We start from the raw sequence: 20,678 nt of genomic DNA, 5'->3' as shown, positions 1-20,678 counted from the left end.
CGCAAACAACAAAGCCCCGGAGCAGATGCCTGCTCCGGGGCTTTTTACTAGCTATATAGAGGGATGCCTTACATGCCGCCCCAGATTCCCGTCAGCATCGCCAGCGCCGCCAGCGCCGCCGTCTCGGTGCGCAGCACGCGCGGTCCCATGCTCAGGGGCAGGGCGCCGGCCGCGATGACCGCATCTTCTTCCTCAGGCGAAAAGCCGCCCTCCGGGCCGACCAGCAGGGTCAAGGGCTGCGGCCCCTGCGCGTGCGCCCAGCCAGCCAGCGACTGGGTGCCGCGCGGGCTGAGCAAAATACGCGGTTGCGGTGTCTGCGGCGCGGTGTCGATCCAGCGCCGGAATTCGGCCAGCGGCAGCAAGTGCGCCAGCCGGTTGCGTCCGCTCTGCTCGGAGGCCGATTCGATCACGCCCTGCCAGTGGGCCTGGCGTTTCTCAAGCCGTTCGCCCGACAGCCGCACCACGCTGCGCTGGGCCGCCAGCGGCTGCACCGCGGCTACGCCGAGCTCGACCGCCTTTTCCACGATCCAGTCCATTTTCGCGCCCTCGGGCAAGCCCTGTGCCAGGGTCACGGGGTAGGGCAGTTCGACGTCGATGTCGTCGAAGGCGTCCACGCTTGCGCTCGCCCGCTTCTTGCCTACCTCCAGCAGCGTGGCCCGGTACTGGCCGCCGCGGCCGTCGAACAGGGTCAGCGCGGCGCCCGGTTGCAGGCGCACCACATGCAGGTGGTGGGCGACGGATTCGGGCAGGTCGACGGTGCTGCCGGCGGCGAGCGGCTGGGGGCAATAGAAGCGGGGCATGCGGTTCCTGTTAAAACGATATGAGCGGCAAAACCTGCATTTTAATTCGGCAGAGGTGGGCTCTGGTAAAATAACGGGCTACGGCCCGCCGCAGGCCCTCCGCTTCCCAATCCAGACTCACGTCATTCCATGAAATCTACGCAAACCACCACCCTGATGGCCAACGCGATCCGCGCGCTGGCGATGGACGCTGTTCAAAAAGCGAATTCCGGCCACCCTGGCATGCCGATGGGCATGGCGGAAATCGGCGTTGCGCTGTGGGACAAGCACTACCGCCACAACCCGGCCAATCCGGGCTGGTTCAACCGCGACCGCTTCCTGCTGTCGAACGGCCACGGTTCGATGCTGCATTACGCGATGCTGCACCTGGCCGGCTACGACCTGAGCATGGACGACCTGCGCGACTTCCGCCAGCTGCACTCGAAGACCGCCGGCCACCCGGAAGTCGGCATCACGCCGGGCGTGGAAACCACCACCGGCCCGCTGGGCCAGGGCATCGCCAACTCGGTCGGCATGGCGCTGGCCGAATGGCTGCTGGGCTATGAATTCAACCGTCCGGGCTACGACGTGGTCGACCACTACACCTACGCCTTCCTGGGCGACGGCTGCCTGATGGAAGGCATCTCGCACGAAGTGGCCTCGCTGGCCGGCACCCTGCGCCTGAACAAGCTGATCTGGCTGTACGACGACAACGGCATCTCGATCGACGGCCGCGTCGAAGGCTGGTTCACCGACGACACCCGCAAGCGCTTCGAAGCCTACGGCTGGAACGTGATCGGCCAGATCGATGGCCACAGCGTCGCCGCCGTGTCGGAAGCGATCGCGCAAGCCAAGGAATCGGACCGTCCAACCCTGATCTGCTGCAAGACCATCATCGGCAAGGGCGCCCCGAACCTGGAAGGCGGCGATAAAGTCCACGGCGCCCCGCTGGGCGACAAGGAAATCGCGGCCGTGCGCCAGCACCTGCTGTGGGACCCGATCCCGTTCGACATTCCTGGCGAAATCTACGAAGCCTGGGACGCCAAGGAACGCGGCGCCGCCTTCGAAGCCGAGTGGAACGCCAAGTTCGCCGAATACCGCGCCGCCCACCCGCAACTGGCCGCCGAGTTCGAGCGCCGCATGAAGGGTGAGCTGCCAGCCAACTTCAACGACGTGCTGGACGCGGCGATTGCCGCCTGCATCGAGAAGAAGGAAACCATCGCCACCCGCAAGGCCTCGCAGAACGCGATCCAGGCCCTGGCCCCGATCCTGCCGGAATTCCTGGGCGGCTCGGCCGACCTGACCGGCTCGAACCTGACCAACTGGAAGGAATCGGTTGCCGTGCGCTCGGGCATCCCGGGCAACCACATCAACTACGGCGTGCGCGAGTTCGGCATGGCCGCGATCCAGAACGGCGTGGCCCTGCACGGCGGCTTCATTCCGTTCGGCGCGACCTTCCTGACCTTCTCGGACTACAGCCGCAACGCCCTGCGCATGGCCGCGCTGATGAAGATCCGCTCGCTGTTCGTGTTCACCCACGATTCGATCGGCCTGGGCGAAGACGGCCCGACCCACCAGTCGATCGAGCACGTCTCGTCGCTGCGCCTGATCCCGAACCTGGACAACTGGCGTCCATGCGACACGGTCGAATCGCAGGTCGCCTGGGGCGCCGCCGTCGCGCGCAAGGATGGCCCGTCGACCCTGATCTTCTCGCGCCAGAACCTGCCGTTCATGGAGCGCGACAGCGCCACCGTGGCGAACATCGCCAAGGGCGGTTACGTACTGCGCGACGCCGCCGACGCCAAAGTGATCCTGATCGCCACCGGTTCCGAAGTCGAACTGGCGATGAAGGCCGCCGATGCGCTGGCAGGCGAGGGTGTTGCCGCACGCGTGGTCTCGATGCCGTCGACCGACGTGTTCGAGCGCCAGGGCGCGGACTACAAGGCGTCGGTGCTGACCCGTGGCGTGCCGCGCGTTGCCATCGAAGCCGGCGTGACCGATTTCTGGTACAAGTACGTCGGCCTGGAAGGCGCGGTCGTCGGTATCGACACCTTCGGCGAATCGGCGCCGGCGCCGGTGCTGTTCAAGCACTTCGGCTTCACCGTCGAGAACGTCGTGGCCAAGGCCAAGGGCGTGATCGGCGCATAAGTTTCAGTAGGGGGCTGCCGCAGGGCGGCCCTTTTTGCACGTTCAGCATGTGCCATATGAAAAAAGTTTTTTTCTAATCAGGAGCAAAGCATGACGATCAAAGTTGCAATCAATGGTTATGGCCGTATCGGCCGCAACATCCTGCGTGCCTTCTACGAAGGCGGCAAGAAACAAGACATCCAGATCGTGGCGATCAACGACCTCGGCAACGCCGAATCGAACGCCCACCTGACCCGCTACGACACCGCCCACGGCAAGTTCCCGGGCACCGTGACGGTCGAAGGCGACAACATGATCGTGAACGGCGATCCGATCCGCGTGTTCGCACAGCGTAACCCGGCCGAAATCCCATGGGGCGAGCTGGGCGTGGACGTGGTGCTGGAATGCACCGGCTTCTTCACCACCAAGGAAAAGGCGTCGGCCCACCTGAAGGGCGGCGCCAAGAAAGTCATCATCTCGGCGCCGGGCGGCAAGGACGTCGACGCGACCATCGTCTACGGCGTGAACCAGGACGTGCTGAAGGCATCGGATACCGTGATCTCGAACGCATCCTGCACCACCAACTGCCTGGCCCCGCTGGTCAAGCCGCTGCACGACGCCATCGGCCTGGAAACCGGCCTGATGACCACCGTGCACGCCTACACCAACGACCAGGTGCTGACCGACGTCATGCACGAAGACCTGCGCCGCGCCCGTTCGGCCACCCAGTCGATGATCCCGACCAAGACCGGCGCGGCCGCCGCGGTCGGCCTGGTGCTGCCTGAGCTGAACGGCAAGCTGGACGGCTTCGCGATCCGCGTGCCGACCATCAACGTGTCGATCGTCGACCTGACCTTCATCGCCAAGCGCGACACCACCGTCGATGAAGTCAACCAGATCATGAAGGCGGCGTCGGAAGGCGCGCTGAGCGGCGTGCTGACCTACCAGACCGAACCGCTGGTCTCGGTCGACTTCAACCACAACCCGGCCTCGTCGAACTTCGATTCGACCCTGACCAAGGTCTCGGGCCGCCTGGTGAAAGTTTCGTCGTGGTACGACAACGAGTGGGGCTTCTCGAACCGCATGCTCGACACCACCGTGGCGCTGATGAACGCCAAGTAATTTTTTGACGTGGCCGTTTGCCGCCGCGAGGCTGGCAACGGTTGGTGTCGCGATCGACCCCTGTTCCGGGCAACCGGAGCAGGGGTTTTTTCATGTTCGAAGCATTTGTTGGGGATATGAAAATGTTAATGCGTTGACGTTACATTTGGTGAGAATGAAGAGTTAAATTCGTACAAAATCATATGCTTATGTGAAATATTTATGCCTGTATTTACATAAAAAAGAAATTTCATGACGCAAATATGCATAAAAACAACATTTTTACACATGTAAGTAATGAAACTGTGTTTGACATATTCCTTTGATGTAAATCATCTGCGACACTGGATTCACTCTTGTAAAAGAGCAATCAGAACTAAACAAGAATGAACGGAGAGAAATGAACAATCAACTGATGTTGAAACGCAGTGTCGTTGCGGTTGCCGTGGCCCTGGCCGCGACCAGCGCAGTCCATGCACAGCAAGGTCCGGCCAGCGAGCCGACCGCCGAAGGCGGCGTACAGAAGGTCTACGTCACCGGCTCGAACATCAAGCGCGCCGTCGACACCGAAACCTCGTCGCCGGTGCAGGTCATCAATGCCGCCGAAATCCAGGCGATCGGCGCCAGCACCGTCAAGGAAGTGCTGGACACCCTGACCGCGAACACCGGCGCCCTGTCGGACCTCGGCGGCGGCAACTCGTTCGCCAGCGGCGCCTCGGGCATCTCGCTCCGTAACCTCGGCAAGGGCTCGACCCTGACCCTGCTGAACGGCCGCCGCGTCTCGAACTACGGCCTGGCCGACGGTGGCCAGGAAACCTTCGTCAACATCGATGCACTGCCTTCGGAAATCATCGAACGCGTCGAGATCCTGCTCGACGGCGCATCGGCCGTCTACGGCTCGGACGCCGTTGCCGGCGTCGTCAACATCATCACCAAGCGCGAATGGCAGGGCACGACCGTGCGCGCCGGCGCGCGCCAGTCGCTGAAGAACCACAACCTGGACCGTGACCGCACCGCGTCGATCACCACCGGTTTCGGCGACCTGGACAAGGACGGCTACAACGTCTTCGGCCACCTGGAAGCCTACCACCGCCTGCCGTACACCGACCGCGACATCGAGAACACCGTCGGCGACTGGTACCGCGAGTTCGTCAACCCGAGCTTCGGCGTGACCTCGACCTACTCGTATCCGGGCAACTTCGAAATCCCGTATCCGCGCAACTATTCCGACCCGGCCCTGGCCGGCCGCACCGTCACCCAGGCACGTCCTGGCTGCGAGACCCTGGTCAACGGCCTGTGCCGTTATGACCAGTACGGCCGTCTCGGCATCCACGCCGAAGCCAAGCGCTTCAACTTCTACGGCGGTGGCCGCCTGAAGCTGTCGGGCGAGCGCAGCCTGTACTCGGAAGTGACCCTGGCCCAGACCAAGACCACTTACTACAATCCGCCGCCGATCATGCAGTACACCGGCACCCCGTCGACCTGGTACAGCTCGCGCGAAGGCGTGCTGAAGTCCTTCACCGAACCGCGCCTGCCGGTCGGCCACCCGGACAATCCGTATCCGTTCCCGATCTCGATCCGCTACCGTTACGCCGACGACGAGAACATGTTCAAGAGCACCGCCAAGGCCAACCAGTACCGCGTGCTGGTCGGCATGGAAGGCACCGACTACGGCTGGGACTGGAACACCGCCGTCGGCGCCATGGGCTCGAAGGTCGACAACGACATCCGCAGCGCCAAGCATGCCGCGAACTACACCGCTGCCATCCTGAGCGGCGAATACCGCTTCGGCGGCCAGAACAGCCCTGAACTGCTGAACCGCATGTTCCCGAACATCCTGTTCGGCGGCGAATCGAAGCAGTTCTTCGTCGATGCCAAGGCATCGCGTGAGCTGATGGCCCTGCCTGGCGGTCCGCTGAGCCTGGCAATCGGCGCCGACTTCCGCCACGACAAGTTCGAATCCTTCACCAGCGAAAACGTCGCCAACGCCGAGATCGTCGGCTACGGCTCGATCGCCGTGACCGGTTCGCGCAACGTGACCGCCGCCTTCGCCGAACTGAATGCGCCGATCACCAAGCAGCTCGAGCTGAACGGCGCGGTGCGCGTCGACAAGGTGGGCGACGTCGACGCCTCGCTGGTGCCGAAGCTGAGCGCACGCTACGAAGTCAACAAGAGCTTCATGCTACGCGGTACCGTCGCACGCGGCTTCCGCGCGCCAAACGTGGCGGAAACCGGCCGCGTCGCCCTGTCGGCCTTCAACAATGGCCTGATCGATCCGAAGCGTTGCGCCACCGCGACCGCGATTTATGACATCCTGAAGAACGGCAACGACCTGGACAAGGCGGACAGCACCCGTGCCCGCGACCTCGGCTGCAGCGTGAGCCTGGCATCGTCGGTGCAGGGCAATCCTGACCTGGAGCCGGAAAAGTCGAAGAGCATCAACCTCGGTTTCGTGGTCGAGCCGTTCAAGAACCTCAGCCTGACGATGGATTACTACCGCATCGAGCGCCGTAACGAGATCGGTACCCGCGACGTCGACGAGATCCTGGCCAGCGAAGACCAAACCCCGGGCCTGGTGCAGCGCCGCGCCATCACCGACGACGACCGGCGCCTGGCAGCCCGCGCAAATGAACTGTCCGGCGGCAACATCGCTTGGACGGCCGGCGCTCCGGCAGCCGTGTTCCAGCGTTACGAGAACCTGCACAAGACCAAGGTCGAAGGTATCGACCTCGAGCTGAACCACCGTGCCAACCTCGGCTCGGCCGGCAAGCTGGCCACCAACGTGAAGGCCAACTACCAGCTCGACTACCGCGGCTGGGACAGCATCACCAACAGCTACACCGAGAACCTGGTTGGTAACTACTACAACTACCGTTACAACGTCCGTGTCGCCAGCAACTGGCTGAAGGGCGACTGGAACGTCGGTGGTGCGGTGACCTATGTGCCGGAAACCAACCTGCGCGACACCAAGTACACCGAGATCTACACCGACGAAGGCTGCGCCGACCAGGGTATCCCGGCCGACTACTGCCGCCTGAAGAAGGATGTGCTGGTCAACCTGAACCTGGCCTACAGCGGCATCCGCAACACCACGATCAGCGCTTACCTGGACAACGTGTTCGACCGCGAAGAGCGCGTCGACATGCGTGCCGGTAACCCGGCGCCACGTGGCCGTACCCTGCGCGTGCAANGCAACACCACGATCAGCGCTTACCTGGACAACGTGTTCGACCGCGAAGAGCGCGTCGACATGCGTGCCGGTAACCCGGCGCCACGTGGCCGTACCCTGCGCGTGCAACTGGAGTACAACTTCTAAGTTCCGCAGCGTTCGTAGAACGAAAAGCCGTCCAGCTAGCGCTGGGCGGTTTTTTTTTGCTACTGTCCTAAAAACAATGTTGCAAGGAAACTACATTCCTCAAAGATATTTACAGGTATTTACATAAACTGTTTTCTTTAGCTCAAGTTCCTGCGAGACTGGATTTGCGTATGTACAAGATGCATACGATAAAAAACTATCCAAAAGAGAGGGACGGAACTTGAACAAGAAACTGGTATTGAAGCAAAGCGTCATCGCCGTGGCACTGACCATCGCAGGCAGCCCTTACGCCCTGGCCCAGACCAACACCGCGGCGCCCGCCAAGGAACCCGAAGTGCAGCGCGTGCTGGTCACCGGCTCGAACATCAAGCGCATCGATGGCGAGACCGCTTCGCCGGTCACGGTGCTGCGCCGCGAAGACATCAAGGCCACCGGCGCCAACACCGTGCGCCAGGTGCTCGACACCCTGACCGCCTTCGATACCGGCACCCTGCGTGACGACGGCAGCGCGTCGAGCTTCGCGCGCGGCGCCTCGGGCGCCTCGATGCGCGGCCTGGGCAAGGGCGCGACCCTGGTCCTGATCAACGGCCGCCGCGTTTCCAACTACGCCTTCGCCGACGGCGGCAAGGATGTCTTCGTCAACGTCGACGCGATTCCGGCCGACGTCATCGAACGCGTCGAAGTGCTGAAAGACGGCGCCTCCGCGATCTATGGTTCGGATGCGATGTCGGGCGTGATCAACATCATCACCCGCACCACCTTCCAGGGCGTGCGCCTCAGCGCCAACGCCGAGCGCAATACCAGCCACCACTACGGCGGCCAGGACACCGCCGCCATCCTCGGCGGCTTCGGCGACCTCGAGAACGATGGCTACAACTTCTTCGCCAACCTCGAAGGCTACAAGCGCCACCGCGTGATGCAGGACGAAGTGGTGAAGTACTACGCCGCCTGGCACAAGAAATACGTGACCCCGTCGTACGGCGACCCGGTCCTGACTTCCTTCCCGGGCAACCTGAACGAGCCGCGCTCGGCCACCAACCCGACCGCGATCCGCCAGGCGGTCGCCACCTGCCCGCAGGCGCAGCGCAACGCTACCGGCCTGTGCACCAGCGACCTGACCGGCATCACCCAGTGGTCGGACCCGGCCGAACGCCTGAACTTCTTCAGCCAGGCGCGCTTCAAGGTCACGAACGACATCCGCGGCTTCGCCGAGGCGTCCTACTCGCGCACCAAGACCACCTATCGTTCGCTGCCGTACGCAAACACGGCCGGTTCGCCGTCGAGCTGGTTCGACGGCAATACCAAGAAATCGCAATCGGTGCCCAAGCCCAAGCTGGCGGTCGGCAATCCGGCCAACCCCTTCAATGTCCCGGTCGGCATCGACTACCGCTTCATGGATGACCTCGACATGTGGGAAAGCCCGTCGGAAGCGAACCAGTACCGCCTGATGGCCGGCCTGAGCGGCACCCTGGCCAACGGCTGGGAATGGGAATCCGCGATCGGCCGCGTCGGCGCAGACGCCGAGTCGCGCGACCACGGCGCCCACCGCACCGCGATGCCGAACGCCGTTACCAGCGGCGAATACAAGATCGGCGGCCCGAACAGCCCTGAATTGCTGGCGCGCATGTTCCCGGTTATCGGCACCGACGCCGATTTGTCCCAGGACTTCATCGACGCCAAGCTGAACGGCGAACTGATGACCCTGGGCGGCGGCCCGCTGTCCTTCGCCCTGGGCGGCGAAGTGCGCCGCGAAAGCATGTACATCCGCTCGACCGACAACGTCGTGAACGCCGAGATCATCAGCCGCGGTTCGCTGTGGATCGACGGCAAGCGCACCATGAGCGCGCTGTTCGCCGAGCTGAACGCACCGCTGACCAGGCAGCTGGAACTGAACGGCGCCGTGCGCATGGACAAGAGCGAAGGCTTCGACGCCCACTTCTCGCCGAAGCTCGGCATCCGCTACACGGTGGTGCCGCAACTGCTGCTGCGCGGTACCTTTGCCGGCGGCTTCCGTACCCCGAACATTCCGGAAACCCTGGGCAAGGTTGGCCTGACCGGCTTCTTCAACAGCACCCTCGATCCGAAGCGCTGCGACAACGCGATCGCCTTGCGTAACGTCCTGAATACCGGCAATGCGACCGACAAGACCGACGCCACGACCGCCTACAACTCGGGCTGCCTGACCTCGATCCCGGCAATGATTTCGTCGAGCCCGGACCTGAAGCCGGAAACCTCGCGCAGCGCCACCCTGGGCTTCGTGTTCGAACCGACCAAGAACCTGAACGTCAGCCTCGACTACTTCAAGATCGAGCGCCGCGACGAGATCAACTACCGCGACATCAACTACGTGCTGGCACGCGAGAACAGCCCGGAATACGCGGCCCTGATCGTGCGTAACGAAGTCAGCGACACCGACCGCCGCCTGACCGCCCGTGCCAACGAGCTCAAGCCTGGTTCGAACCTGGCCTTCGGCGTCGGCACGGTGCAGTCGCTGCTGCTGAACTACGAGAACTTCGGCAAGACCGAGACCTCGGGCGTCGACCTCGACTTCTCGGGCCGTGTCGGCCTGGGCGGCTGGGGCACCCTGAACCTCAGCCTGATGAACACCATCGCCCTGAGCTACCGCGCCTGGGACGTGGACGCCAATGCCTACCGCCCGAACACGGTCGGCCTGCGTGGCGTGCCGCGCCTGACCTCGGTGTTCAGCACGGTATGGCGGGTCGGTGATTTCTCGACCTCGGTGCGCGTGAACCGTACCTCGAAGACCGCACTGAACTTCGACGAGACCGACGAAGCCACCTGGAGCGAAGCAGCCTGCCTGACGCGCATCAAGCCGGAAGGCCTGCCGTGCTACCGCAAGGCCGACGTCCGTACCGACCTGAACTTCGCCTACACCGGCATCAAGGACCTGCGCCTGTCGGTGAACGTGCGTAACGCCTTCCTGAACTCGGCGCCGGTCGACCTGCGCGGCGGCTACGTGATCCGTCCGCGTTCGGTCAAGCTGTCGGCGGAATACCTGTTCTGATCGGCTTTTCCGAGGCATAAAAAAACCGGCGCACGCGCCGGTTTTTTTGTTCCTACTCTCTTATTTCGTCGGCCAGGGCGTCAGGATCTCGAAGCCGTGCGCGGTGACGGCGATCATGTGCTCCCACTGCGCCGACAGCGAACCGTCGGCCGTGACCACGGTCCAGCCGTCGTTGAGCTGGTCCACTTCTTCGCCGCCGATGTTGATCATCGGCTCGACCGTGAAGGTCATGCCTTCCTTCAGCAGCAGGCCGGTGTTCGCGCGGCCGTAGTGCAGCACCTGCGGGTCTTCGTGGTAGACGCGGCCGATGCCGTGGCCGCAGTAGTCGCGCACCACCGAGTAGCCGGCGCCTTCGGCCAGCTTCTGGATGGCGTGGCCGACGTCGCCCAGGCGCGAACCCGGACGCACGGTGCGGATGCCCGCCATCATGCACTCGAAGGTGGTGTCGACCAGGCGCTTGGCTTCGGCGCTCGGGGTGCCGGCGTAGTACATGCGGCTGGTGTCGCCGTGCCAGCCATCCTTGATCACGGTGACGTCGATGTTGACGATGTCGCCGTCCTTCAGGATCTCTTCCTCGCTCGGGATGCCGTGGCAGACCACGCCGTTGACCGAGGTGCACAGGGTCTTCGGGAAGCCGTGGTAGCCGACGTTCGCCGGCGTGGCCTTTTGCACCTTGCGGATGTATTCGTTGCAGCGGCGGTCGAGTTCTTCGGTGGAGACGCCGGGGACGACGTATTCCTTGATCATCTCCAGCACCTCGGCGGCCATGCGGCCTGCCACGCGCATCTTCGCGATGTCCTTGTCGTTCTTGAGTTTGATTGCCATTGTCGATAGTGGGTGAGGGCGGCCGTGCCGCGCGAATCCGCCATGATACCTGTTGCGCCGCCCGAATGCGCGTTGCCGCGCCCGCCGGCGTGCATTGCCGGCAATACGACACATGTATGCACATTTGTTGTTGACCTGTAATGACGTGCAGGCGATACTTTGAAGCAGTTTTTGTTGTCGGTCATGCAGTCATCGTTTCGGTTCGGCTTTTAGTAAAGGCGGTACATGGAAATCCAGGTTGACGTACGCAAGGCCGTGTGGAGCCGTTATTGGTCCCACGGGATTGCGCATTCTTGCGGCGGTAGTTACGGGAATCGCTACGAAGGTTCCCTGGCCCGGTTCTGGCGTACGGTGGCGGGCGACTTGCCCGCCGGGGCACGTGTCCTCGACATCGCGACCGGCAACGGCGCCGTTCCCCAACTCCTGCTCGAGGGCGCCGACAGCCCGATTGCCTGCGACGCCATCGACCTGGCCCAGCCCGACCCGCCATGGCTGGCCGAGCTCCCGGAACACAAGCGGCGCCAGCTGCGCTTCCATGGCCAGCAGGTCGCCGAAGCGCTGCCTTTCCCCGACACCCATTTCGACCTCGTTACCAGCCAATACGGGCTGGAATACACCGATCTGCAGCGCAGCCTGCCCGAAATCCGGCGCGTGCTGCGTCCGGGCGGCAAAGTACGCTTGATTACCCACCACACCGATGCGCGTCCGGTACGCCTGGCGCGGACCGAGCTCGGCCACCTGGACTGGATGATGGCGCCCGGCGGCCTGCTTGAACTCGGCCAGGCAATGATTGCACCGATGGCACGCGCCGCCACCGAGGCGGGACGCGCCGCCCTGATGGCCGACGCCGGCGCCAACGCCTTGCGTGCACATTTCAACGTGCTGCAGGGCGAAGCCACCCAGCTGGCGGCCGGCAGCGATTGCCCGGACGTGCTGGGCGATGCCCGCGTCGAGCTGGGCGGCATCCTGAACCTGGCGCTGGCGCATGGCGCCGCCGTGGCACACGAAGCCTTTGGCCGCATGCGCCGGGATCTGGACGATTCGCGGGTGCGTTTGCAGGAACTGGTCGATTACGCACTGGACGACGCGGGTGCGCAAGCACTGGCCGGCGCTCTTGCCCGCGGTGGTAAACAACAGGTCGAAGCGCTATTCGACGATGCCGTGTTGATGGGTTGGCGCATTGCCGCCAACCCTGTCTGAATCCGCGATTTCGGCGTTTTTCGCCCGGGTTTTCAAGATGCACCGACATGGTGCATTTGTCGCTGAATTGTATCTTCCTGAAAATGTCAAGTGCACTGCTATCGGGCGCAGTGCGCGTGACGCGCTGCACCATCCAGGCTCCCCGGCCAGTCATCCCGTCATGATTTTGCCCCTTTGCGGTGCACGCTATGCATGGCAATTTCCCATAACTGATGCTGGACTCCGCCAAACTTTGTGCGGAGCACAATGCCATTTTCGCCGCTTTTGCTGCGTTGCGGAAAAATCTGCGTACATATGTCCCATACCAGTTGGTATTTTTTGTCAAGCATTTTCTTGCTGATTTTTTACTATTTCTATCGTCAAAAACGCAACAGTCAAGGGGCATTTTTTCTTGCGATATGTCAACGCATCATGCAATACTGCCCCGTCGTTTTGTTAGCTTTTTCCAACTTTTCAGGGTAAAGCGCATCGTCTCGCACAGCCTGCGCGCTGGCGAAAACGTGCGGTTGCCGTGACGAGGAGCTGCTGCAGGACGCGAGTCAACTGGAGTTGCCCTGCCGCGTATTGCGCGGCCGGTTTTCCGGGCGAAAGACCCTACCCCACAAGGAGATCTATGTTTAAGAAGTCCAAAGTCAGCACCGCCGTCGCTATCGCGTTCGGTGGCAGCGTCGGCCTGATCGCCATGCCAGCATTCGCGCAAGAGACTGCGCCTGTTGCGCAGAAAATTGAACGCGTTGAAGTGACCGGTACCCGTATCAAGCGTGCCGACGCTGAAGGCGCGCTGCCAGTTACCGTGATCAAACGTGAAGAGCTGGAAGCTTCCGGTTCGACCACCGTCGCTGAATTCATGCGCACCTCGACCTTCTCGTCGACCGGTAACTTCCGTCCTCAGTCGGGTAGCTCCGCCCAGTCGTACGCCGGTATCGACCTGCGTGGCCTGGGTTCGGCACGTACGCTGGTCCTGCTGGACGGCCGCCGCCTGCCGAAGGCACCTAACGTCGGCGACTCCGTCGACCTGAACACCGTGCCGATGGCAGCGGTCGAGCGCATCGAGATCCTGACCGACGGCGCGTCGGCAGTCTACGGCTCGGACGCAATCGGCGGCGTGGTCAACATCATCACCCGCAAGGACTTCGAAGGCATCGCCGCCTCGGTCGGCTACACCGACCCGAAAGTCAAGGGCGGCGCCCGTAAGGAAGCGTCGGTCCTGGTCGGCGTGCAGGGTGAAAAAGGCCGTATCGTCATGGGCGCGTCGAAGACCGGCCGTGGCATGGTCTACACCCGCGACCGGCCTTGGGGCCAGGACCTGGGCGTGAGCTCGTACGGTAACAACTACCGTCTGCCGAGCGGCGCCTATACCGCGATCGGTAACCTGCGCGGCAATCCGTCGATCGGTTGCACGGACGAAAACTTCTACCTGACCGCGGGTGGCCAGTGCTCGTACAACTTCAACGCCGTTGCAGCTGACGAAGCACAGATCGACAGCCAGGCCTTCTTCGCCCGCGGCGAAACCCAGATCAACGACGACTGGAAAGCCTACGTCAACGCGTCGACCACCAACACCAGCAGCTTCGGCCGCTACGCACCGACCCCGGCCCAGCTGACGCTGAATCCGAACACCCCGAACAACCCGACCAGCTCGGCAGTCGTCGTGCGTCACCGTACCGCTGCCGCCGGCAACCGCGACACCACCACCGATGCATGGCTGTCGAACGTCGCTGCTGGCTTCCAGGGCAAGATCGCCAAGAACATCGACCTGGACGTGGGCGCCGCCTACACCCGTTCGGTGTACAAGGAACTGGGCCGCAACTACATCGTCCGTCCGATCCTGGAACAGTACGCCAACGAAACCCGTCCTGGCCAGCCTGTCTACGACCTGTACAACCCAAGCGCCAACTCGGAAGAAGTGCTGAGCGCGATCAAGGCTACCACCAGCCGCGATGGCCTGTTCAAGCAGACCGACCTGTATGCAGTCGGCACCTTCTACGACCTGTTCCAACTGCCTGGCGGCGGCGTCTCGCTGCTGGCTTCGGTGGAAACCCGCGAAGAACAGTACGCCGACATCTACGACTCGCTGTCGGAAGCCGGCGTGATCGAAGGTTCGGCCGGTAACTCCGCAGCCGGCAAGCGCCGCGTCAGCGGCGCCGCCCTGGAAATGGTGTTCCCGATCACCAAGACCCTGGAAGCCAGCGCTGCAGGCCGCTTCGACAAGTACAGCGACTACGGCAACGACTTCTCGCCGAAAGTCTCGCTGCGTTGGCAGCCGCTGAAGACCCTGACCCTGCGTACCTCGTACGGCGAAGGCTTCCGCGCACCGAGCCTGCCGCAGCTGCACCAGAAGGAATCGTTCTCGGCTGAATCGGTCTTCGACCCGGCAACCTGCCTGGCACTCGGCGGCCGTACCGGCGGTGGCATCCCTGCATCGCAGGATTGCAACCGTGCAGCAACTGTCCAGATCGATACCTACACCCTGGCCAACTCGGCACTGGAATCGGAACAGTCGAAGCAGTTCTCGGCAGGCGCAGTCTGGGACGTGACCCCGGCAATCAGCCTGAAGGCCGACTACGCACGCATCAAGATCGACAACCGTATCACCCAGATCGGCGCGCAAGACCTGATCGACCGTTCGAACGGCACCGATCCGCGTCCGATTCCGGCCGGCCTGGGCGTCATCCGCAGCGCCAACGGTGCGATCGAGCGCGTGCAGATGGGTTACGCCAACGAAGGTACGCTGGAAGGCCACTATCTCGACGTGAGCGCAACCGGGCGCTGGCGTAGTGCAGCGTGGGGCAACTTCGACCACGAACTGCGTTACTCCAACACCCTGAAGTACGACGACAACGGTGACGAGTTCCGCGGCACCCTGGGCCTGCCGCACTACCGCGCCACCCTGTCGAACAACTGGAAGCGCGGCGCCTTCGGCGTGTCGTACAACATCAACGTGACCGGCCGTAACTACGACGATCCGGACACCGCAGCCGGCACCTACACCACCCACGACATCCAGGGTACCTGGACCGCACCGTGGGGCGGCAAGCTGATCGTCGGCGTGGTGAACGCCTTCGACAAGATGCCTTCGCTGGTTCCGTACGACGGTCGTAACTTCAACTTCTACCTGTACGACGCGTACGGCCGCCAGGCATACGTCCGTCTGGAACAGAAGTTCTGATTCGGCAGCTTCTTAACTGAAGCACATGGCTGAACGATAGAGGAGGGGGTCCTGGACCCCCTCCTTTTTTTTGATGTAAAGCAACATACATATATAGAAGCTGCTTAAGCTCTTCGCTATTTCCGTCCATAAAGGTGTCCGAAACATATGAAGATCACTCCTCCCCTGGCCAGTAAACTGGCCGTGCTGCTGGTCGCGGCCGGCCTTGGACTGAACGCCGCGGCAGCCGGCGTGCCCGCGCCGGCTGCCGCGGCCAAGCCGCTTCCCACTTCCGCCTTCTTCAAGAAGCCGGTGCTCGGTTCGCCGACCCTGTCGCCCTCGGGCAAGAAGATCGCCATGCTGGTGCCGACTGACTCCGGCCGCATGGGCCTGGCGGTGGCCGATATCGCCACGCCGGACAAATTCAAGGGCATCGCCCAGTTCCCCGATGCCGACCTGCGCAGCGTCAGCTGGGTCAACGACGAGCGCCTGGTCTTCGACGTCACCGACCGCCAGGCTGCGGCCGGCGAGCAGCTGGGCAGCGGCCTGTATGCGGTGAATGCCGACGGCAGCGACTTCGTCTGGCTGATCGAACGTACCGGCAATTACCGTGCAAACGGTGCGTCGATGCGCCGTCCACTTCCTTCTCGCTACCAGTACAGAGGCCCGATCCACGATGGCGGCGAAGAGGTCATGGTCGAACGCTGGATTCCGCCGAACGGTCAGGGATTGCCGGAATCGAGCATGCTGATGCGCCTGAATACGCGCACCATGGCCACCCGTAGTCTGTTCACCGACGCGGTGCCGAACGGCGTGCAGGGCTGGGTGCTCGACCGCAACCGCCAGCCGCGCGTGGCCCTCACCACCGACGGCAAGAAGCACGGCGCCGTTTACTGGCGCGAGCCGGGCGTGTCGGGCTGGACCGAGCTTTACCACTTCGACACGGTCGACGCCGAACACGCCATCGTCCCGATCGCCGTGGACCGCGACGGCCAGCTGTACGTGCGTGCGCCGAACAGCGACAGCAAGGATGGCACCACCGCCTTGTACCGCTACGACGTCAAGACCCGCAAGATCGAGGACAAGCCTTTGCTGAGCCTGCCGGGCTTCGATTTCAGCGGGGGCATGATCTTCGATACCGATACCAAGGCGCTGCTGGGCGTGAGCTACATGCAGGAAGCGGAAGGCGTAAGCTGGTTCGATCCGACCATGCGCGCCACCCAGGAAGCGGTCGACAAGCTGCTGCCTTCGACCAATAATGAGATTTCGTGCAGCCGTTGCCTGGACGCACGCCACGTGGTCGTGACCGCCTCCTCGGACATCCAGGCGCCGGTGTATTTCCTGTTCGAACGCGCCACCGGCAAGCTGAGCCTGTTGGGTGCCTCGCGCCCCTGGCTGGATTCGGCGGCCATGGCCGGCACCCAGGACTTCCAGCGCATCAAGACGCGCGATGGCATGTCGATGCCGGTGTATGTGACCAAGCCGCGCGGCAAGGGCCCGTTCCCGACCGTCGTGCTGGTGCACGGCGGTCCGTACGTGCGCGGCGTCGAATGGGGTTTCAACCCGACCAACCAGTTCCTCGCCTCGCGCGGCTACGTCGTGGTCGAGCCGGAATTCCGCGGCAGCACCGGCTATGGCAGCAAGCTGTTCAAGGCCGGATGGAAGCAGTGGGGCCTGGCGATGCAGGACGACATCACCGACGCCACGAAATGGGCCATCGACCAGGGCCTGGCCGATCCGGACCGCGTTGCCATCGTCGGCGCCAGCTACGGCGGCTATGCCACCATGATGGGGTTGGTAAAGGAGCCGAAACTGTACAAGGCCGGCATCAATTTTGTGGGCGTCACCGACATCGAACTGATGTATACGATCGGCTGGAGCGACTTCATGGATGGCGACAATCCATGGATGCGCTATGGCATGCCGGTCATGATCGGCGATCCGGACAAGGATGCGGCCCAGCTGACCGCCACCTCGCCGCTGAAGCAGGCCGCGCGCATCAAGCAGCCGGTGCTGATGGCCTATGGCGAGGAGGATTACCGCGTGCCGCTGCCGCACGGTACCAAGATGCGCGATGCCCTGATCGCGGCGGGCAACAAGAACGTCGAGTGGATCCAGTACGAAGGCGAAGGCCACGGCTGGAACCTGGAGAAGAACAACGTCGACTTCTGGAACCGGGTCGAACGCTTCCTCGACAAGAACTTGAAGTAATTTTTTTCAGGTAATACGGAAAACGCCCCGCAAGGGGCGTTTTTTTATGGCGCTGTGCCGAACAGCGCTTCCCACAGCCGCGTCACCTCAACTGCCTGCGCCGCTACTTGCGCATGCTCGACGCGCGCCTCCTGCCCCTGCAGGCGGCGCTGGTGCTGCAGCCTGCGCATCAGGCGGTAGGCCGCGCCGACCGCGGCGGCGCGCTCCGTATCGATCAGCCCGAGCTCGCCGGCAATGCGCAGCAGCGTGATATTGCCGAGATTTGCCGTCAGTTGCGGGTAGTTCGCCGCATGGCGCAGCACCAGGTACTGGACCATGAACTCAATGTCGATCATCCCGCCCGCATCCTGCTTCAGGTCGAACAGCGGCGTGCGGTTCGGGCTGGCGTCGTGCATGCGGCGCCGCATCTTGAGCACCTCGTCCTTCAGCTCGGCCTCGCGGCCGGTGCGGTCCTGGCGCAGCACCTCGTCCCGGATCGCCTCGAAGCGCGCGCCGATGGCCGCGTCGCCGGCGCAGAAGCGCGCCCGCGTCAGGGCCTGGTGTTCCCAGACCCAGGCCGACTGGCGCTGGTAGCGCTCGAAGGCCGCCACCGAGCTGACCAGCATGCCGCTGGCGCCGTCCGGACGCAGGGCGGTGTCGATGTCGAACAGGATGCCGGCCGGCGTGTGCGCCGTCATCCAGGTAATGAAGCGCTGCGCCAGCTTGGCGTAGTTCGAGGGCGCCATGTCGTCCTCGTCGTCGAACAGGAAGATGACGTCGAGGTCCGACACATAGCCCAGCTCCTTGCCGCCCAGCTTGCCGTAGGCGATCACGGCAAAGCGCGGCTCCTCGCGGTGGGGCGTGGCCACCGTCTTCCAGGCCCAGCGCACCGTGGCCGCCACCATCACGTCGGCCAGCGCCGATAAATGGTCGGCCAGGCGCTCGACCGAGAGTTCCCCGGCCAGGTCCAGGGCCAGCAGGCGGAACTGCTGGGCGTGGTGGGTTTCGCGCAGGATGTCGAGCTGGCGTTCGGTGTCGCCTTCGGCTTCCGCCAGCCTGGCGTCGAGGCTGGCAGCCAGCTGCTCGGGCGAATCGATGCCGCCGCGGTCGTCCAGCAGTTCATCCAGCAGGATCGGGTGCAGGGTCAGGAAGGTGGCGGCCCAGCCGCTCGCATGCATCATGCGGATCACGCGTTCCAGGGTGTGCGGGTATTCGGTCAGCAGCGACAAATAGGCCGAGCGGCGCGCCACCGCTTCCAGGAAGTCGAGCAGGCGCCCGAGGGTGGCGCCATGGCTGCCGACGCCGGCTTCCCTGACGGTGGCCGCCACCTGGGGCAGGGCCAGGTTGACCAGGGCCAGCAGGCGCGCGCGGCTGGCGTCGGGCAGGCTTTGCATGCGCGGGGCCTGCCAGGTCGCCACCAGGCGCTGCGCCGCGCCGCCCGGGTCGGCGTAGCCGAGGCCAGTCAGGTGCGCTTCGATGGCGGCCACCTGCTCGGGATCGGCGGCAATCGCTTCCAGCTCGGCGCGTTCCTCGGTGGCCGGGGCGCTCTTGTCGGCGAACATGTCGTCGAACTCGGCGGCGACAAAGGCGCGCTGCTCCTCCAGGCGCGCCAGCAGCGTCGGCACGTCGGGCAGGTTCATCATGCGCGCCACGGTCTCGCGGTCGGCGTCGATCGGGGGCAGGGTGTGGGTCTGGGCATCGTCCAGGTATTGCAGGCGGTGTTCCAGGTTGCGCAGGAAGGTGTAGGCGTCGAGCAGGCGCTCGACCGTGCCGGCCGGCATCAGTTCGCGTTCGGCCAGCAGGCGCAGGGTCTGGCGCGTGGAGCGTTCGCGCAGGGCCGGGTCGCGTCCGCCGCGGATCAGTTGGAACACCTGGGCCAGGAATTCGATCTCGCGGATGCCGCCGCGCCCGAGCTTGACGTTGTTGCTGCGGTCCGGGTGCAGGCGTTCCTGGCGTTTCACCTCGGCGCGGATCTGGGCATGCATGTTGCGGATGGCGTCGATCACGCCGAAGTCGAGGTAGCGCCGGAACACGAAGGGCCGCACGATCGCGTCCAGCGCGGCGATGTCTTCCTCGTTGCCGGTGACGGCGCGCGCCTTGACCCAGGCATAGCGTTCCCATTCGCGGCCCTGCACGATCAGGTATTCCTCGACCATGTTCAGGCTGGCCGCGAGCGGCCCGGACTTGCCGTTCGGGCGCAGCGCCATGTCGACCCGGAAGGTGAAGCCGTCCTCGATGACTTCCGACAGGGCGCCGATCAGCTTGCGGCCCAGGCGCACGAAGAATTCGTGGTTCGACAGGGACCGCTGGCCCGGCCCGGCCAGGGTGTCGCCATCTTCCGGGTAGACGAAAATCAGGTCGATGTCCGACGACACATTCAGTTCGCCGCCGCCCTGTTTTCCCATGGCCAGCACCATCATGTCCTGGGGGCGCCCGGATTCGGCGCCGATCGGCGTGCCGTGGACCGCGACCAGTTCCGCCATCAAATCCTGCACGTGGGTGCGGATCGCGAAGTCGGCCAGGCCGGTCATGGCGGTGACGACTTCGTCCAGGTCGGCCAGGCCATCCAGGTCGCGCCGGATCAAGCCGGCAAGCAAGAGGTTGCGCAGGCGGCGCATGGCGCGCGGCAAGGGAATCCCGGCGGCCAGCTCGCTGTCCAATAACGCGCCGAAATCCGGCCGGGCCAGCGATAATTGGGCCAGCCGGGCCACGCGCGCGGGACGGTCGGGCGCGGCGTCGACCCAGCGTTGGTACCAGCGCGAAGCGCAGGCTTTGGTCATGGATGTCATTCGGCAGTCCTGCACATGAGTAAAAGCGTTCCGGGAGGCGTGCTTGCGGTAGAATTGCCCGCCGTGCTGCCAGGGTCTCGGGCGTGCGAAAAAATCGCCATGGCCGCGTCGCATCGTCTTGCCGTACTCACGTACTGTCTTCGACGCTGCGTCGGATGGCCGCAACCCTTGCCCTGAC

General features: G+C 63.9%; 11 protein-coding genes. 8 read left to right on the top strand and 3 right to left on the bottom strand.

What is annotated here, in order from left to right; translation table 11 throughout:
• Positions 1-68: 68 nt before the first annotated feature.
• Positions 69-800, bottom strand: coding sequence for a 16S rRNA (uracil(1498)-N(3))-methyltransferase (locus QPK31_RS24605; RefSeq protein ID WP_290425532.1), 732 nt, complete (start codon positions 798-800; stop codon positions 69-71).
• Positions 801-929: 129 nt separating this feature from the next.
• Here QPK31_RS24605 and tkt point away from each other — a divergent pair, with 129 nt between their 5' ends.
• From tkt to QPK31_RS24585, 4 genes are all read left to right on the top strand, one after another.
• Entirely contained in the window at positions 930-2,927 is a 1,998-nt protein-coding gene (tkt, locus tag QPK31_RS24600; protein ID WP_290425531.1) for a transketolase, read from the top strand.
• A 90-nt stretch (positions 2,928-3,017) separates the two neighbouring features.
• Positions 3,018-4,028 carry a type I glyceraldehyde-3-phosphate dehydrogenase gene (gap, locus tag QPK31_RS24595; protein ID WP_290425530.1) on the top strand — a complete coding sequence of 337 codons (1,011 nt, stop codon included), beginning with the start codon at positions 3,018-3,020 and terminating at the stop codon, positions 4,026-4,028.
• Between the two features lie 379 nt (positions 4,029-4,407).
• Positions 4,408-7,323, top strand: a complete 2,916-nt coding sequence (locus QPK31_RS24590) for a TonB-dependent siderophore receptor (RefSeq protein WP_290425529.1) — start codon at positions 4,408-4,410, stop codon at positions 7,321-7,323.
• 220 nt (positions 7,324-7,543) lie between these two features.
• Positions 7,544-10,348, top strand: coding sequence for a TonB-dependent siderophore receptor (locus QPK31_RS24585; RefSeq protein WP_290425528.1), 2,805 nt, complete (start codon positions 7,544-7,546; stop codon positions 10,346-10,348).
• A gap of 60 nt (positions 10,349-10,408) precedes the next feature.
• On the opposite strand, the gene map is transcribed toward QPK31_RS24585, so the two are convergent.
• A complete protein-coding gene (map, locus tag QPK31_RS24580) occupies positions 10,409-11,173 on the bottom strand; it encodes a type I methionyl aminopeptidase (RefSeq protein WP_290425527.1) in 765 nt (254 codons plus the stop codon).
• 225 nt (positions 11,174-11,398) lie between these two features.
• Between map and QPK31_RS24575 the strand changes: the two genes are divergently transcribed.
• The 4 genes from QPK31_RS24575 to QPK31_RS24560 all read left to right on the top strand — a co-directional run bounded on the left by QPK31_RS24575 (position 11,399) and on the right by QPK31_RS24560 (position 17,732).
• On the top strand, positions 11,399-12,373 hold the full coding sequence (locus tag QPK31_RS24575) for a class I SAM-dependent methyltransferase (protein ID WP_290425526.1): 975 nt from the start codon (positions 11,399-11,401) through the stop codon (positions 12,371-12,373).
• A 212-nt stretch (positions 12,374-12,585) separates the two neighbouring features.
• A complete protein-coding gene (locus tag QPK31_RS24570) occupies positions 12,586-12,888 on the top strand; it encodes a hypothetical protein (protein WP_290425525.1) in 303 nt (100 codons plus the stop codon).
• 98 nt (positions 12,889-12,986) lie between these two features.
• Positions 12,987-15,542, top strand: a complete 2,556-nt coding sequence (locus QPK31_RS24565; protein ID WP_290425524.1) for a TonB-dependent receptor — start codon at positions 12,987-12,989, stop codon at positions 15,540-15,542.
• Between the two features lie 147 nt (positions 15,543-15,689).
• Positions 15,690-17,732: a S9 family peptidase gene (locus tag QPK31_RS24560; RefSeq protein WP_290425523.1), complete on the top strand. Its 2,043-nt coding sequence runs from the start codon at positions 15,690-15,692 to the stop codon at positions 17,730-17,732.
• A 44-nt stretch (positions 17,733-17,776) separates the two neighbouring features.
• Here the strand turns inward: QPK31_RS24560 and glnE are convergent, their stop codons facing one another.
• Positions 17,777-20,491, bottom strand: coding sequence for a bifunctional [glutamate--ammonia ligase]-adenylyl-L-tyrosine phosphorylase/[glutamate--ammonia-ligase] adenylyltransferase (gene glnE / locus QPK31_RS24555; RefSeq protein WP_374045839.1), 2,715 nt, complete (start codon positions 20,489-20,491; stop codon positions 17,777-17,779).
• Positions 20,492-20,678: the final 187 nt, after the last annotated feature.

The sequence above is a fragment of the Massilia sp. YIM B02769 genome, assembly GCF_030411995.1.
Lineage (GTDB): Bacteria > Pseudomonadota > Gammaproteobacteria > Burkholderiales > Burkholderiaceae_D > Telluria.
The sequence above is the reverse complement of the archived record's forward strand: the minus strand, read 5'-3'. Positions and strand labels throughout refer to the sequence as shown.

What these genes read in the sequence shown, in the direction of transcription:
- QPK31_RS24560 (WP_290425523.1), top strand. Translation starts at nt 15,690, where the DNA reads ATGAAGATCACTCCTCCCCTGGCCAGTAAACTGGCCGTGCTGCTGGTC.
- glnE (WP_374045839.1), bottom strand. Translation starts at nt 20,491, where the DNA reads ATGACCAAAGCCTGCGCTTCGCGCTGGTACCAACGCTGGGTCGACGCC.
- map (WP_290425527.1), bottom strand. Translation starts at nt 11,173, where the DNA reads ATGGCAATCAAACTCAAGAACGACAAGGACATCGCGAAGATGCGCGTG.
- tkt (WP_290425531.1), top strand. Translation starts at nt 930, where the DNA reads ATGAAATCTACGCAAACCACCACCCTGATGGCCAACGCGATCCGCGCG.
- QPK31_RS24605 (WP_290425532.1), bottom strand. Translation starts at nt 800, where the DNA reads ATGCCCCGCTTCTATTGCCCCCAGCCGCTCGCCGCCGGCAGCACCGTC.
- QPK31_RS24575 (WP_290425526.1), top strand. Translation starts at nt 11,399, where the DNA reads ATGGAAATCCAGGTTGACGTACGCAAGGCCGTGTGGAGCCGTTATTGG.
- QPK31_RS24565 (WP_290425524.1), top strand. Translation starts at nt 12,987, where the DNA reads ATGTTTAAGAAGTCCAAAGTCAGCACCGCCGTCGCTATCGCGTTCGGT.
- QPK31_RS24570 (WP_290425525.1), top strand. Translation starts at nt 12,586, where the DNA reads ATGCTGGACTCCGCCAAACTTTGTGCGGAGCACAATGCCATTTTCGCC.
- gap (WP_290425530.1), top strand. Translation starts at nt 3,018, where the DNA reads ATGACGATCAAAGTTGCAATCAATGGTTATGGCCGTATCGGCCGCAAC.